Here is a 14,965-nt window from a genome sequence, read left to right as displayed (position 1 = left end):
GCGCCCATGTCAGCAGAGAACGTCTCATAGACGATTTCTCCAGCCTCAGCGCCGTCCAGCGTGTAGGCGAAATCGGCTTTGAGATCGGCCGGCAGGTTCTGATGAACGCCGCGCCCAATCTCTTCGTCCGGCGTGAAGCAGATCCGGATCGGGCCGTGCTGGATGGATGTGTCCTCCAGCAGACGGCGGGCGAGCTCCATCACGATGGCGACGCCGGCTTTGTCATCCGCTCCGAGCAGTGTCGTGCCGCTCGCAGTCACGATGTCCTCGCCGACTTTGGTGCCGAGATAGGCGAACTGGCTCGGCGAGATGACCATGCCGGGATCGTCCGGGAGGACGATGTCGCCGCCGTCGTAGTTGCGATGCACAATCGGTTTGACATCGGTCGCGTTGAATGCGGGCGACGTATCGACATGCGCAAGGAATGCAATCGTCGGGATGTCGCCACTGGCCGTGGCCGGAATTGTGGCGAGGACGACACCGTAGGCAGTGAGCTCAACATCCTGGGCACCGAGTGCATTCAGCTCGTCAACCAGAAGGCGCGACAGATCGAGCTGCTTTGCTGTGCTTGGAATCGTTGGCGAGTTTTCGTCCGCCTGTGTGTCGATTGCGCAGTAGCGCACGAGGCGATCTTCGAGCGCCTGGAACAGGTCCATCATGCTCCTCCTTCTTCGCTCACGGGTTCCGTTACGTGGGTTGCCGGTACAGTTGATGCGCGCGATGCAAACAGATTCAGGCCGAGATGTCTGGAGAGGTATCGAGTTGCCAGTTGGCCGCGGATACTGTTTCCCGCCGCGTCGAGCGGCGGCGAATACGTCGCCATCCCTCCCTTGCCCGGAGCGACTGTGACGATGCCCCCGCCTATTCCGCTCTTGCCGGGCAATCCGATGTCGTAGAGCCAGTCGCCGGACATCTCGTACAGCCCGGCAGTCATCATCACGGCGAGCACTGCCTGACAATGCTCCGCGCTGACAACGCGCTCGCCCGTGACAGGCTGTACGCCAGCATCGGCGAGGGTGGCACCCATCATCGCCAGATCGATGGTTGTGACGTCCAGCGAGCACTGGCGTGTGTAGAGATCAACCGTCACTTCCGGGTCGGTGGCGAGACAACCGTGGCTATGAAGCAAATGAGCGAGCGCGCGGTTGCGCTGGTTGGTCGCCGACGCCGATGCATAGACCGTTGCGTTGACCGATAGCTCGCGTCCGGCGAAGGCCGACAGCCCGCTGTGGATGTGTTGCCATTGCGCTTCGGGCGTGGCTCCCGGGATCAGGCTGGTGGTCACCAGTGCGCCGGCATTGACCATCGGGTTTGTGCGCGGTCCTGCATTGAGCTCAAGGGGTATGACGGCATTGAACGGGAAGCCGGTGCCGTTGACCCCGATTCGCGCGCGCGCCTCTTCGGCTCCGATCGCTTCGCAGACAAGCGCGAAGACATATGGCTTTGAGACGCTCATGATGGTGAACGGCACGTCGGCATCGCCGACGGCGTAGCGTCTGCCATCAACGCCGACGAGACAGATGCCAAACTGGGACGGATCGACAGCCTCCAGTGCTGGATAGACGGAGGAGTTCTGGCCAGTTGCGACATCGGCGTAGGCGTTGTACGCGGCATGCATCGCGCGACGAACGTGATCGCCGAGCGGAAGCTGGCCGGTGGATACGACGACATCCTCGGCGCTTGCCGCGTCGATCGGCGCTATGCCCGCAGGTTGTATGCGAACCTCGTTCGTCATCGTTCAGCGTGCCCTGTTGCACCCATCAGCGCAGATTGCTGCATGGGCGAGCCAACGATCAGCGGTCTATCGCCGCAAGCTCATCCAGATAGACGATGGCTGTTTCGATTCCACGATGGAACATTTCGATGGTGAAGTGCTCGTTTGTGCCATGCAAACCGTCGGTATCCAACCCGTAGCCCATCATCACAACCGGCATGTGCATCAGGTTGTAGATGTCGGCGACGATCGGGATGCTGCCGCCACCACGGGTGAAGACCGGCTTCGCGCCCCAGCCTGTTTCATAGGCACGCGCTGCGGCCTGCATTTCCGGCAACCGGAAGTCGATCAGCGCCGGTTCGCCAGTGGTGATCAGGCGCACCTCAACGTTGACAGTCGGCGGCGACAGTGACTCGATGTAGTCCTTTATGCGGTCGTAGATGGCGTGTGGGTCCTGGTTGCCAACCAGCCGGCAACTGATCTTCGCCATCGCGCGAGCCGGGATGATCGTCTTCGGGCCCGGGCCGGTCCAGCCACTGCCGAAGCCGTTGATCTCCAGTGTCGGTCGGGCGGACACGCGCTCGCGGATTGAATACGCCTGCTCGCCCCACTGCTTCGGCACGCCGGTGGCAGCGAGGAGTTCCTCTTCCGACATGTCGGTCTTGGCGACTTCAGTGCGCTCTTCGTCCGATAGCGGCACCACGTCGTCGTAGAATCCCGGCACCGCGATGCTGTGGTCGTCGTTGAACATCTTGCTGAGGATCTCGACCAGCGCCAGCGCCGGATTGTGGACCGCGCCACCGTAGAATCCGCTGTGCAGATCATCGTTCGGGCCAGTGACTTCGACTTCCAGATAGGTCATGCCGCGCAAGCTGTGCATGACCGTCGGTCGGTCGATTGACGGCATCGACGAATCGCTGATAACGCAGACATCGGCGGCGAGCATTTCCAGATTGGCTTCGAGGAATGGGCGCAGGTTTGGCGAGGAGATCTCTTCCTCACCCTCCAGCAGGAACTTCAGGTTCACCGGTGCGCCGCCGCCGGCCTTCAGGAACGACTCCAGCGCCTTGACGTGGATGAACAGCTGGCCCTTATCGTCCGTCGCGCCGCGAGCATAGATCTTGCCGTCCTTCTCGATTGGCTCGAATGGCTCGGTGTCCCAGCCGTCTTCCAGGGAGGCAGGAACAACGTCATAGTGGCCATAGACGAGAACGGTTGGCTTGTCCGGCCCGGCACCGAGCCACTCCGCGTAGACGACCGGATGGCCATGCGTTTCCATGATGTCGACGCGATCGAGATTGAGCTGGCGAAGGTGGTCAGCCAGCCACTGGGCGGCCTGGCGCACATCTCCGGCGTGCGCCGGATCGCCGCTGAGACTCGGAATGCGCAAGAGCTCGTGAAGTTCCTGCCGAAAGCGGTCGGCATGTTCTCGTGAGTAGCTTCGGGCTGCGTCTGACGCCTGAGTCATGCGTATCCCTCCTTGATGTCGCCGGGCGAGCTAGCTGCTCGCCGTCGCAGGTTCGGCGGCTTCATACTCGGATTCCCCGTTGTCGTACTTCCCGACATTGAGATCGGCGGGGACTTCACCGCGTCGGTAAGGTGGCAGCCCGCTGGCCGGGACGATGCCAAGCAACGTGAGCACAGCCAGCACCTGGAACGTGATCGTCAGGGCGCGCAAGCGTGCGTCTGTGTTGATCTTCACCAGCTTGGCGATCTGCTCATCAGTCGCGTCTGTGTTTTCCGTGAGTGAAACGGCGAGCTCATCGTTGCTAATAAAATCGACGTTGTCGAGGAACATCTGGTCAGCCATAGATGGAGGGAGAATCGAGCTCTCGCGCACGCTCGCCCCGATAATGAGACCGAGCGCGGCGATGGCAAGAACGCTCGCGATTGCCGTGCCGAGGCCGGTTGCGAGGTTGTTGGTTGTCCCGCGAAGCGCTCCAACGTCGCCGGACAGCTCTTTCGGTGATGCTGAAACGAGGACGTTGAACATGAGGGTAAGGAGCGCACCCTCACCAAGACCAACGATGAGTAGCGCGCCAATGACGGATGGCGTGCCCCAGTCGTTGTTGATCGAGTGCGCCAGGATGAACAGTCCAACTGCTAACATGGCGAAGCCGTAGCGCCCTATCTTGCGCGGCGCGAGAATGCCATAGACACGCACGACGAATGTTGTGCCGATGAAGATCGCAGCGGCATAGGGCACGATTGCGATCGCAGTTTCCATGACTGAGCGACCCTGGACGATCTGGACATAGAGCGGCAGCAGGAAATTGACGGCCGGCCCAATGGCGGCAATGACCAACAACGCCAGCGTCGCCGAGCGTTCTTCGCGTGTTTCGAGCGTTTCGATCGCGAAGAGTGTTGGCTTGCGGCGGCTCTCCTGGCGGCGGAGCCAGCTGAAGAACACCTGGCCAAAGGCGATGCCGCTCACGATCATGAGCGGCGCGGGCGACACGCCAGCCAGGTTGAACGGGGCCGACGGTTCGGCGACGATCAGTCCCCAGTTCCCGACGTTGTTGAATCCGAGGCTGATCAATGTGATGGATGCGGCGGCGAAGACCGCGCCCGGCCAGTCGATGCGGATCCCCGGTCGTCGCTCAATTGGCATCAGTCGGAAGCTCAGCAGAATATTGATCACGCCGAGGATGACGAGCAGGACAAACGACCAGCGCCAACTGACGACCGTGCTCAGCAGGCCGACGACCATGAACGCCAATGCGCTGGAGCTGGCTTGTGCAGCTCCGAGCAGGCCGAGCGACTGCTCCTGCTGCGTGCCGTGGTAGTGCGCAGTGATCATGACGACGAGCGCTGGAACGGCCAGCGCGGCCGCGACCCCGGCGATGAGCTGGGCTGCGCCCATCATCAGCTCGTTCGTGCTGACAGCCATGAGGCCCATGGAGATCGCGTGCCCACCGACGCCGATCTGGAACGCGAGGCGCGAGCCGATGATTCGGCCAACCTTGGCCCCGATCATGACGAGGCCGGCTACGGCCAGCGAATAGATGACAAGTGCCGTGCCCACCGTGGACGGTGACACAGCAAGGTCTTCGACAATCGATCCCATCGAGATTGCCAGGGCGTTTACATTGAATCCCATCTGAATCTGGGCCAGAGCAATGACGACCATTGGTAACCAGGACACCTTGAGTGTCTCGCCGATATCGTTCGCCATTGCGGACTGTGATCGATTACTCACCTATCGAAAACCTGCTTCATCGTCGCGCGGCGTTGCCCCGAATATCCGCCTCAAGCCGCCTCGGTAGTGGGAAGCCCAGTCGGTGGAACATGTCGCCGACTGGGCTGCTATGACAGCGCGTTTGCTGTGCTGCGGTACCTGCGTCGATTTACTCGGCGCCGAAGGTCTCGCGAAGATTGTCTTCCTGCTCCTGGGACAGGTTGCTGGCAAGCAGCTTGAACTGGATGTTGCGATCCTTCAGCTCAGCAGCGAGGCGGTCCGGCACCGCACCAGTGGAGAGCAGGAAGAGCGCAGATGTTCCCTCTGTCACATCAGCGCGAAGTTGCTTGATAAAGTCATCATTGATGCCGAAGTCTGTCATTGCCGCACCAAGCGCTCCCATGCCGGCACCGACGGCCAGACCCAGCAATGGCACGAAGAAGATCAGGCCGAAGAGCAGTCCCCAGAATGCTCCGGTCATCGCTCCGGCTGACGTGATGTTGGCCAGTTGACGGGTCTTGGGCTTCTTCTTGCCCTTCTCCCAGCTGACAATTGCTGCGTCCTGCAAGGTGATGAGCTTCTGGCGTTGTAGCTCGCCGAGCGCTTTCACCATTTCTTCGGCACCATCGGCCGATTCAAATTCCAGGACAGTGAGTGTTGCCATCGTGGATCCTCCTCGATCACGAGTCGATCATCGGTCGGCCTGAAGCCGGGTCGGCATACATGCACGACCGAGACTACGTGACTACCGTAGCGTCTTATCGACTCAGGCTTGACTCATGGAAATTCGGGCTGCGTCGCATTGGGGTTATGTTAATGAAGCGGTCGGTGGGTTCATACTCGTGAGTGCTATGCGATCGGGATACGCGTTGATGTACCGCGACGCCTCCTGTTCGGGCAGGAGAGCGGCGCGCGTCTGGACGATTCGGGATCCGGCCCGAAGCACCTCATCAGCGCGAGAATCGTTGCAGCCATGCAGAATTCGATAGGCGGTAAGCGCAACACGAGAAGGCTCTTCGCATCCGCTCAGCTGATGGCGAAACAGATAGTCCACAACAGGCTGAATTGCCTGATGAGCGATCTCGTGGCTGTTGTTCGAAGACATGATTCCGGCCATGCCGGATAGTGCATCGCACAGCAGATGCGGATTCTGCAATGTCTCGGCGATTGCTATTGCTTGCGAGTATGCCGCAGTAGCTTCGAACGGCACACCAAGCTGTTCGAGTGCCAGGCCGTGTATCAGCAGGCCGGTTGCACGGGCGAACTGGCGGTGCGAATGTTGTGTTGAGGCGATGACTTGACGAGCGTGTTCGGCCGCTGCAGACACGTCTCCGATGGCAATCGACACGTACGCCATGCGCGTCAGTGCGTCGTCGACAGCGCGCTGAATCCCGTGAGCCTTTGCGAGTGTTAGTGCAGTGCGGAAGCATGTGCTGGCATCATCAAAGTGACCCATGTGCATCGCATTTCGCCCCCGCCCGCGTAGGATGATCCCTTCCAGGTATGGGTCGCCTGTGTCGCGACCGATACGCTCGGCTGTCAGATAGTGTTCAGCGGCGTCGCGGTGCCGACCATAACCGACATCGTAAATAGTGCCCAACAGCGCGTGTGACGACGCCTCGACGAAACGGTCGCCAAATGTCTGCGCGATCCGGATTGATTCATTGATGGCAGTCTCTGCCGTGCGGAAACTGCCCCGTGCCACCAGCAGTCGCGCCTGTTGCATCGTGGTGCGGGCAAGCGCGTAACGGTCGCCGAGTGTGCGATAGGCACTCGCCGCGCGCTGCGCGTAATGTTCGGCTTGCGAGAACTCTTCGACGTCGTAGGCAGCATGGCTCAGCGCCATCAGGCTGGCAGCTTCAATGGCCGTCTGGTCAGTGATATGCGCGAATGAACGAGCCTGGTGAAGTAACTCACGCGCGGCGAGCCCATCATCCTCCTGGAAGCGCAGGAGTCGCCCTTCGACGAGACTGAGCATCGCTTCCATACGAATAGGGTCAACCTGCTTGGCCAGCCCGCGTGCCGAGGCGATGTGGGTGAACGCCGCGTCAATGTCACCCTGCCACAGCAATGTCTCCGCGGCGGCTGCATGCAGGCGCACCGCGAACTGAGTCCACTCTCGCATGTTCGCAGAGTCCAGCACGACAGCAATTGCCTGCTCGATGCTGTTCCCCCATGATGCGTGTTCGCCGCTACGCAGGTACCACGAGTCCAGTCCGGCAAATAGTCGCTGCATGAGCGAGAGGTCACGGGTCTCGATCGCCCAGGTCCAAGCGGTTTGCACGTTCGCCCAGATCGCCCTATCGGTAGCGATCGACACCATTCGACCGTTATGGATTGTCGGGCTGACCTCGTCCACGATCGCGGCGTAGTGAGCTGCGTGGAGCGTGTGGACTTCCTGTCGAAGAACGAGATCTTCAGAAAGTTGATCCTTCGCTACGCGACGTACGAGTGGATGAAGCGAGTAGTTTTGTTCGCCGTTGCGTTCAACCAGTAAATGCCGACAGGCTTCAGTGAGTGCCGAGAACGGAACACCAACGCCTGCAGCTGCCTCGCGGCTGAACGGGGCGCTGAAGACAGCTAATCGAGGCAACACTTGCTGCTCGGTCGGCGGGAGGAATGTTATCGCCCGCTGCATGGTGTCTCGCACACTGACCGAATCTCCGGCCACCGTCGTCGCATCCTCAAGGAGCATTGAGCCTTCGGTCAGTTCGCTGGCGACTTCAGCGCAACTCAGCGTACTGAGCGCGTTCGCGGCAACTCGTAGCGCAAGCGGCAATCCTCCGGTTGCGCGACAGATGGCTGCAACGTCCGGCCAATCAGCCTCGTGTATCTCGACGCCAATCTTTTGAGCGTCGCGTAACACGAGCTGGCTGGCAGCCGCGGTCGGGACCTCGCTCGCCGTTTTCGGTAGCTGGAGTCCGGATAGCTCCATAGTCCACTCGCTCGACACTCCCAATGGCGCTCGCGATATGGCCAGGATCGTGATGAGTGGCGATCGGTCGAGCATGTCCCCAAGGATCGTCGATGAGCACGGTATGCAATCCGCACTGTCGATAACAAGCAACATGTTCTTGTCTTGCAGGAAGGCGGTGATCTGCTTCAGGGGATCCACCCGTCCGTAGAACGCAATACCCAGCGCATGCCCGATGGCATCCAGGTGCTGGTCTACATCCGCGTCGGAATCCGGGGGTGCCGTCGCCGGTGAATCAACGCGCAGATCAACGTACGCAATACCATCCGCAAATGGATGTTGCGTCGTGACATCCGGAGTGATGGCAATCCGCGTTGCAGCGGCAACGGTCAGACTGGTCTTGCCGACGCCCTCGAGTCCGATGACGGTCAGTAATCGACAGCGTGGATCGAGGATGTTCCGAACCAGCAGGTCGCGGGCGGCATCACGCCCAAGGAGTGCATCCTGATTGCTCATCTCCGGCAGGTTGTGGCGAATCGGCTCGTGTGTTGCCCGTAGCCTTCTGGCGATCAGGATCGTCTCTTCTTGCGGTTCGACGCCGAGATCGTCTGCCAGAATGGTCCGGCAACGCTCAAACTGGGCAAGCGCAGCGGCATGTTGTCCATCGGCTGAAAGCAGCCGCATCAGCGTGCGATGACCGGCCTCATTCCATGGCTCAACCGCTACCAACCGGCGCGCAATAGCGATGCCCTCCTGATACGAGCCAGTCCAGACATGCTGCTCCAGGTAGCGCGTCGTGAGCTTTGTCATTTGGCGACGGCGGTGCTCGCGCTCGTTCAGCAACCACGCCTCAAATTCCGGGGCACCATTGACGACCACTCCGGCCATGAATTCCAGATCGCAACGCTCGGCGGCCCACAGGATCTGGTCGGCGTCACTTGGCGAACCTGTTGCGAGCAGCGCGTCAAGACGATCAATATCAAGCGCATGATCCATTGGTTGACGCATACCAATGAAGCGGCGATCGGAAGAGAGAAATGGACCCAGCCCGTGTTCCGTGAGGTCTGTCAGCACATTTCTCAACCGCTTGCGCGCCGCTTCGTCCGAGTCATCACCACTGAGAAAGGCTGCAATCTCATCCCGCGGATGCATTCGCTTGGTCACTGCCAAATATGCGAGTAGCGCCAGCGAGGCGCGGCGAACCAGTTGCACGGGTTGATCATCGATCAGGAGTTGAGGGATCCCGAGGAGATGCAGGTCAAGAGTCGGCATCACGTGCCTCTCTCGGAGTAGCGGCGAATGCGTCAGTATAGAGGTATACGACACAATCGACAGCCGTGCGTTCTGAGTCAGCCATGAGTCGAAGTGCCGGTATTGTCAATGGTGCCTGCAACCTGCAACTTCCGAGATGGCATTGTACATGGTCATGATGACACTCGGGGTTATGACAACAACTGCACAACACATTGATGGGCGACCCGTCCGGGAGTACATCGGCGTCGTCGCTGTAGACACGGTTGTCGTGATCCCGACGCAAAATGCACCAGCGATTCCCGCACGCGGCGCTCTGCGCCGTGGCCATCGGGATGTCATTGACGATCTTGCACGGCTGGCCAACGTTCGCGGGGCCACAGCAGTGCTTGACGTGTCGGTCGTCTATATTCCGATCGGTCCTGGACGGGTGATTGTCAGTGCCGTAGGTACGGCAGTGCGTCTATAGGGAGTTGCGTGTTTCATGTCTCAGGTAGTCAGGTACGCTGATGTCCCGACTCCAGATGACCTCCTGGTTGTGACAACGGATGCAATCGAGGGCCACCCGGTCCGCGAGTATCTCGCGATCGTCGCCGGTGACGCCATCGTTGAGATCCCTGTACAGCGCGCTCATGAAGGGACGCATCGGCACGCACCGTCTGCGACGCTCCTGCAGCGACGGCTCAGCGAAGGGCGGTCGCGGGCAATCTCGGCGATGGTGCGTCGTGCGAAGAGTCTCGGAGCAACGGCGATCATCGCGATGGATGTGCGCTATACGAACCTGAGCGATGTCGGCGCAAATCTCATCGTCGTCGCCGTGTCCGGCACCGCCGTAACAATCTGATATCGTGTTTGCGAAGTCGTGTAGTAGTTGTTGGCCATCGCCGCGACGGGCTGTCCGGCATTCAATATTGAGGAAACACTGCCATGCCACGGCGTGATCACAGGGTACGATCTGTTTCACGCCGCATGATGGCGTTTACCGGCATCATCGCCATCACGGCAACACTCATCAGTATGTTGGCGCTGAGCGTGATGCCCGAGGCGAGCGCTGCAACCCTCGACTCCCCTCCGATCTCGCCGTACGTTCTCACGGCGACGGATTCCGCCGAGCAGCAGCTGGCCGACAAGTATTCGCCGATCGTTTATCTTCGACAGATTAGCTCGAATGTCTGCGATATTGACAACGAAGGATTCGACCCCGTTCCGGTCGACTTCGTCCTCAATCGCGACGACATCCCGCTCATGGAGTCTGAGACTGGGGAGGCGTCCGGCGCGCGATCGGTTGTGACTGAGTCACCCACCGCCGCCGATCTCTACGGTCGCGATGCTGGCTCGTACCTGGATTACCCGGGGACGCCGGTGCGTCCGGGATGCGTCTACCGTCAATACTTCGCCGATCGAGATGCGCAGGAGAATCTGCCGCGGGTCGCCTACGCGCACATCTATACCGAGCCCGGCACCGATACGCTCGCTCTGCAGTACTGGATGTACTACTACTTCAACGACTGGAACAACAATCACGAAGGCGATTGGGAGATGGTGATGTTCTTCTTCGACACGACCAGTGTCGAGGAAGCGCTCACGATGGAACCAAGCAGCCTGATCTACGCGCAGCATGGTGGCGGCGAGCGCGCTTCGTGGGACGACGGCAAGCTGTCGAAGGAAGACGGCCACCCCGTCGTCTACGTCGCGCGTGGCGCACATGCCAGCTTCTTCGAGCAGCACGTCTATCTCGGGCTGGCCGAGAATGGAACCGGCTTTGGCTGCGAGACGACACAGGGGCCGCATCGCCGCTATGCACTGCAGGCAATCGTCGTTCCGCACGAGCCGGAAGACGCGAACGATCAATTCGCCTGGCTGGCTTTTGATGGTCGCTGGGGCGAGTTGCGCCGCTCCGAATGGAACGGCCCGACCGGTCCAAACGACAAGCGCTCATGGACCGAGCCAGTCACCTGGGCAAACGCGCAGCGCGACAGCAGCCTGATCGTGCCCGACTTTGAAGGCTTCGGCCAGGCACCGCTGAATATCTTCTGCGGCGCAGTCAGCGGCGGCTCCCGTGTTCTCGTCGCATTCAGCCGTACTCCGGCGCTGGTCGGCGGCATCCTTGGCGTAGTGCTGCTGGTCGTTGGCGGCGTCTTCGCCTATGCCAGCTCAACTATTGGGCGGGCGTTCTCCTACTATCGCCGCAATCTGCGCACGTTTGCGCTGATCGGTGCTGCGCTCATTCCGATCGGCTATCTCGTCGCGGCTATTCAGACATTGCTGTTCCAGGTGCCGCCGATTGGCCCATTCGTTGACATGATGGGCCGCTTCCCGGGCATCCGCATTCTTGTGCTCATCACGATTGGCGGATTGCAGGCCCTTGCGGCTGTCATCTTCGTCGAGCCGACGGTCATCTGGATGATGACGCAATTGCGCCGTGGCAGTTCGCCTCGAGTCAGCCTGGCCTACCGGAACGGCGTGCGAGCGATCGTCCCGATCATCCTCGCTCGCCTGCACGTGCTGCTCACGGCTTTGAAGCTGGCGATTACCATCATTGGCATTCCAAAGGCGATCATGGTCGTCATCCGGTCGGTCTTCATTCCTCAGGCAGTGATCATCGATCGAGAATCGCCGGATTCCGCGATCGTTGATAGCGCAGCTGCCGTGAACAAGAGCGTGAGTCGGACACTTCTTACGCAGATCAGCCTGTTCCTGATCACGACGTTGGTCGGCCCGCTGGCCGCGATCTTCTTCCTGCTGGCGGTGCCATCACGACCAGTTGATCTGGTGAATTTCCTTAGCAGTCTGTTCTTCGCATTCCTCTATCCGCTGGGAGTGATCGGCATGACGCACCTCTATGCCGAACATCGCACAGGTGCGAGCTGGGAGCCGGAAGCAGACATGCAGGGCGCACCCGCTACAAGCGAGGCATAGGTGATCAGTCGGTCGATACGCGGGAGTGGGTTACTGCGGATCACCCGCAGTTGAAGGCTCGTCTGCCTGCACAGTTGGCGGCTCCGGCAGACGGACGGTGAAGAGCGCGTTGCGCGTGGTGACGTACGCCAGGTTCTTCTCTTCGTTGACGGCCAGGCCGATCGCGCCACTGACTCGCCCGGCAGCATCCCCCATCGTGATTTGCTGAGCCAGCATGCCGGAGCGCGTGAGCCGCAGAATGCGCCCATCTGGCTCGTGCAGCACATAGATGAATTGGCTATCCGGATTCACGACGATGGCCGACGCGTCGCTCAATGGCGGCACGACGGACGGCGCGTAGGTCGCCTCCAGACGTGAGCGCAGGAAATCAAGCACATGACCGTCGCGGAGCAGGACATAGACGTGCCCGTCTATCGCGAAGTCGACGGCGTTGTTCAGCGACTCCTTCACGGAATTGCCGACCCAGTCCTCCGGAGTTCCGTTGTAGGCGTCGGCCTGGAACTTGAGGATCGTGTTGTCATTCGGCATGAGCAGATAGAGATTCCCGTCGAACGACGCAGCAGCCGTCGCGTCGACATGGCCGGCTGTGTCGAATGTCGACAGCTGCTCAGCGTTCCACTTGCCCGTTGCCGGGTCCATCGTGTACGAGCGTTTGGCGTCGATAGCCTGCAGCCGATCGTCTCGCCAGGTGATCGCACGGAGCGGCAGCACCGACCCGTCGCCAACTACATCACCGGGCTTCAGCAGCGCGATGAGTGTCGCGTTGATCGGATCAACCTCGTAGACAGCGTCCGACAGCAGGAAGATCCGGTCTCCAAACGTCACGACTTGCGGCGTTATGCCGCCCGGCGCTGCTGGGAACGCGCCAACCAGCTGCGTGCCGATAACCGGCGCAGATATTGACAGGTGGGCAATCTCACCATCGATCGCGGTCTGTTGCGCAACGAGCTGCTCCTGTGCCGCTTCGTCGGGCGCGATGCGCGCCAGCTCGGCGAGCTCTGCCTGCGCTTCGATCAGAATTGCGTAGGCGGTCGTGACATCCGACGTCGCCCGCGCTTCGAGCAAGCGCTCGTCGACCTTGGCGATGCCAGTGGCAAACTGCTGCTGTCGCGTTGCTGATTGCGAGGCCGAGCGCGTGTAGATCACGATCGCTGATCCGGCGACCAGCATGATGACGACAAGTGTAATGCCGAAGCGGCTCATCTGCAGTCGGGGGAATCGAGCGCGCAAGCGCTGGAAGCGCGGCGGTCGGTAACTCTCGTTCCAGCGTTGAATGCGTGGTAAGCCAAGTGAGCCATCATCCAGTGGGCCGTGCAGCGGACGATCGCGCCGCGTGATCTGCCACGCGCCGACAACTGCGGCTGTAAGGCTAAGTACGAGCCCCGCGAGGAGTTCCACGAAGCGTCGTCCTCTCAGTCCGCCAATCTTGCAGCGCGCGTTGCGCGTGCTCCTTGATGGCGGTGGAAGTGCAGATACGTGCGCGACTCACAGTGAGCATGCGGGCAAAGATAGTGTGAGCTGCCGCGCGGTGTTCATTCAGTACATTGCCGGCGGTGTCACCGGAACGGCGGTCAGGATGACGCTCAGTAGCCGGCAACATACCGAACGCTGGTAGATCAATTCGTGAGCGCGGTAGTGCCTGCAGACGTTAGCGACACTACTGTTCGCTATCGCCAGAATCATGCTGCACCTGCTGTCGTGAGCGTATCTGCCCGACTCCAGCACAGCCCGATTGGGGTCTACCGCGTCCACTCTGAGTCTGCACTGCTATGCAATTGAGGTCAAGGCAATTTGAGACCAATCTGTGACCGACTGTCACCTTTCGGCCGTATCGAGGAGTGATGCTGGCGAATTGGAAATGGCGCGCCTGGGACACAGATCGGTGCTCATGTCGCGGGCGTGAGCACCGGCGAGCGGTCGCAGTGCTTGACAGCCGGTGATTTGGCCCGTAGGATGATGTCATTATGGAGCAAACGGGAACTGACCACACGAATAGCAAAGTAGATCAGCAGCCATCGTACTGGTGGTTCTACTTTTATTTTACCCCTCCGGCATCGCTGGTGGGCTATTCGGGGTTGAGCAGATAACCGTTTAGCACAAAACCAGAGATGTCGGAGGAGCAGAGGCAATACCTCTGCTTTTTTGTTGCTCAGATGCCTGGGGCGGGTGCGTGAGAGCGCGGGAAGGAACGGGATCGACATGATTATCACGATGGGTCACGAGAGCTCCGAAGATCAACGCCAGCTGGTCATCAGGTTCGTGCAGGAGCGCGGGTTCCAGACGCACACGCTGACCGGCGGGGGCGAGCCGGTGATCGGTGTATCGGGCAGGACCGTAACGCCGCAGATGCGCGAAGAGCTCGCGGCGCTGAGTGGCGTCGTGGCGGTCACCCCGGCGACCCGGCCCTACATGCTGGCGCAGCGCGAGGCGCGTCCGAACGGCACGCGTGTCCGACTTGGCGATGTCGTGATTGGTGACGACACGCCGATCATCATGGCTGGCCCGTGCGTGATCGAGGGTCGCGATCAGATGCTGGAGGCCGCCGAGGCAGTGAAGGCCGCCGGTGCAACAGTCCTTCGTGGTGGCGCCTTCAAGCCGCGCACGTCGCCGTACTCGTTCCAGGGTCTCGGCGAAGAGGGGTTGCAGTACCTAGCACTGGCTCGCGATGTTACTGGCCTGCCGGTGGTGACCGAGGTCATGGAGCCGGAGCAGGTCGATCTCGTCGCCGCCTACTCCGACATGCTTCAGATTGGCTCGCGAAACATGGCGAACTTCCCGCTCCTTCGCCGCGCCGCGACTGCCGGCAAGCCGATCCTGCTCAAGCGCGGATTCTCGGCGACGGTTGAGGAGTGGATGATGTCGGCCGAGTACCTGCTCGCCGGTGGCAATGACCAGGTTGTGCTGTGCGAGCGCGGCATTCGCAGCTTCGACACGGCCACCCGCTTCACGCTCGACCTCAACGCCGTCCCACTGGCGCGCCAGCTCTCGC

Annotated in this window: 11 protein-coding genes; 4 read left to right on the top strand and 7 right to left on the bottom strand. The window is 60.8% G+C overall.

Translation table 11 applies throughout. The features are described 5' to 3' along the window. The 6 genes from pepT to M9890_12890 form a co-directional block, all read right to left on the bottom strand. A partial coding sequence (gene pepT / locus M9890_12915; GenBank protein ID MCO5177851.1) for a tripeptide aminopeptidase PepT occupies window positions 1-656 on the bottom strand: 656 nt, incomplete at its 3' end. Further along, the gene (glsA, locus tag M9890_12910) at window positions 656-1,735 is read right to left on the bottom strand and encodes a glutaminase A (GenBank protein MCO5177850.1); all 1,080 of its coding nucleotides are present in this window, start codon (window positions 1,733-1,735) and stop codon (window positions 656-658) included. The genes glsA and pepT, both read right to left, overlap by 1 nt. A gap of 58 nt (window positions 1,736-1,793) precedes the next feature. Then, complete coding sequence (locus M9890_12905) at window positions 1,794-3,182, bottom strand: dipeptidase (GenBank protein ID MCO5177849.1); 1,389 nt, start codon at window positions 3,180-3,182, stop codon at window positions 1,794-1,796. 30 nt (window positions 3,183-3,212) lie between these two features. After that, window positions 3,213-4,913, bottom strand: coding sequence for an MFS transporter (locus M9890_12900; protein MCO5177848.1), 1,701 nt, complete (start codon window positions 4,911-4,913; stop codon window positions 3,213-3,215). A gap of 148 nt (window positions 4,914-5,061) precedes the next feature. Further along, window positions 5,062-5,556: a DUF1269 domain-containing protein gene (locus M9890_12895; protein ID MCO5177847.1), complete on the bottom strand. Its 495-nt coding sequence runs from the start codon at window positions 5,554-5,556 to the stop codon at window positions 5,062-5,064. A gap of 144 nt (window positions 5,557-5,700) precedes the next feature. Then, the gene (locus M9890_12890; protein ID MCO5177846.1) at window positions 5,701-8,802 is read right to left on the bottom strand and encodes a hypothetical protein; all 3,102 of its coding nucleotides are present in this window, start codon (window positions 8,800-8,802) and stop codon (window positions 5,701-5,703) included. Window positions 8,803-9,250: 448 nt separating this feature from the next. Here M9890_12890 and M9890_12885 point away from each other — a divergent pair, with 448 nt between their 5' ends. The 3 genes from M9890_12885 (at window position 9,251) to M9890_12875 (ending at window position 11,976) form a co-directional block, all read left to right on the top strand. Further along, the gene (locus M9890_12885; GenBank protein MCO5177845.1) at window positions 9,251-9,526 is read left to right on the top strand and encodes a heavy metal-binding domain-containing protein; all 276 of its coding nucleotides are present in this window, start codon (window positions 9,251-9,253) and stop codon (window positions 9,524-9,526) included. A gap of 15 nt (window positions 9,527-9,541) precedes the next feature. Beyond that, window positions 9,542-9,901 (top strand): YbjQ family protein, encoded by a 360-nt coding sequence (locus tag M9890_12880; GenBank protein ID MCO5177844.1) that lies wholly within the window; start codon window positions 9,542-9,544, stop codon window positions 9,899-9,901. Between the two features lie 83 nt (window positions 9,902-9,984). After that, window positions 9,985-11,976 carry a hypothetical protein gene (locus tag M9890_12875; protein MCO5177843.1) on the top strand — a complete coding sequence of 664 codons (1,992 nt, stop codon included), beginning with the start codon at window positions 9,985-9,987 and terminating at the stop codon, window positions 11,974-11,976. Between the two features lie 30 nt (window positions 11,977-12,006). Here the strand turns inward: M9890_12875 and M9890_12870 are convergent, their stop codons facing one another. After that, the gene (locus M9890_12870) at window positions 12,007-13,374 is read right to left on the bottom strand and encodes a hypothetical protein (protein ID MCO5177842.1); all 1,368 of its coding nucleotides are present in this window, start codon (window positions 13,372-13,374) and stop codon (window positions 12,007-12,009) included. 801 nt (window positions 13,375-14,175) lie between these two features. On the opposite strand from M9890_12870, the gene aroF reads away from it, so the two are divergent. Beyond that, on the top strand, window positions 14,176-14,965 hold a 790-nt coding region (aroF, locus tag M9890_12865; GenBank protein ID MCO5177841.1), incomplete at its 3' end, for a 3-deoxy-7-phosphoheptulonate synthase.

This window comes from Thermomicrobiales bacterium (assembly GCA_023954495.1).
In the GTDB taxonomy this organism is placed as follows: domain Bacteria; phylum Chloroflexota; class Chloroflexia; order Thermomicrobiales; family CFX8; genus JAMLIA01.
The sequence above is the reverse complement of the archived record's forward strand: the minus strand, read 5'-3'. Positions and strand labels throughout refer to the sequence as shown.

Excerpts from the sequence above, each read along its gene's own strand:
- glsA (MCO5177850.1), bottom strand. The coding sequence starts at position 1,735 with ATGACGAACGAGGTTCGCATACAACCTGCGGGCATAGCGCCGATCGAC.
- M9890_12905 (MCO5177849.1), bottom strand. The coding sequence starts at position 3,182 with ATGACTCAGGCGTCAGACGCAGCCCGAAGCTACTCACGAGAACATGCC.
- M9890_12895 (MCO5177847.1), bottom strand. The coding sequence starts at position 5,556 with ATGGCAACACTCACTGTCCTGGAATTTGAATCGGCCGATGGTGCCGAA.
- M9890_12890 (MCO5177846.1), bottom strand. The coding sequence starts at position 8,802 with ATGGATCATGCGCTTGATATTGATCGTCTTGACGCGCTGCTCGCAACA.
- M9890_12885 (MCO5177845.1), top strand. The coding sequence starts at position 9,251 with ATGACAACAACTGCACAACACATTGATGGGCGACCCGTCCGGGAGTAC.
- M9890_12880 (MCO5177844.1), top strand. The coding sequence starts at position 9,542 with ATGTCTCAGGTAGTCAGGTACGCTGATGTCCCGACTCCAGATGACCTC.
- M9890_12875 (MCO5177843.1), top strand. The coding sequence starts at position 9,985 with ATGCCACGGCGTGATCACAGGGTACGATCTGTTTCACGCCGCATGATG.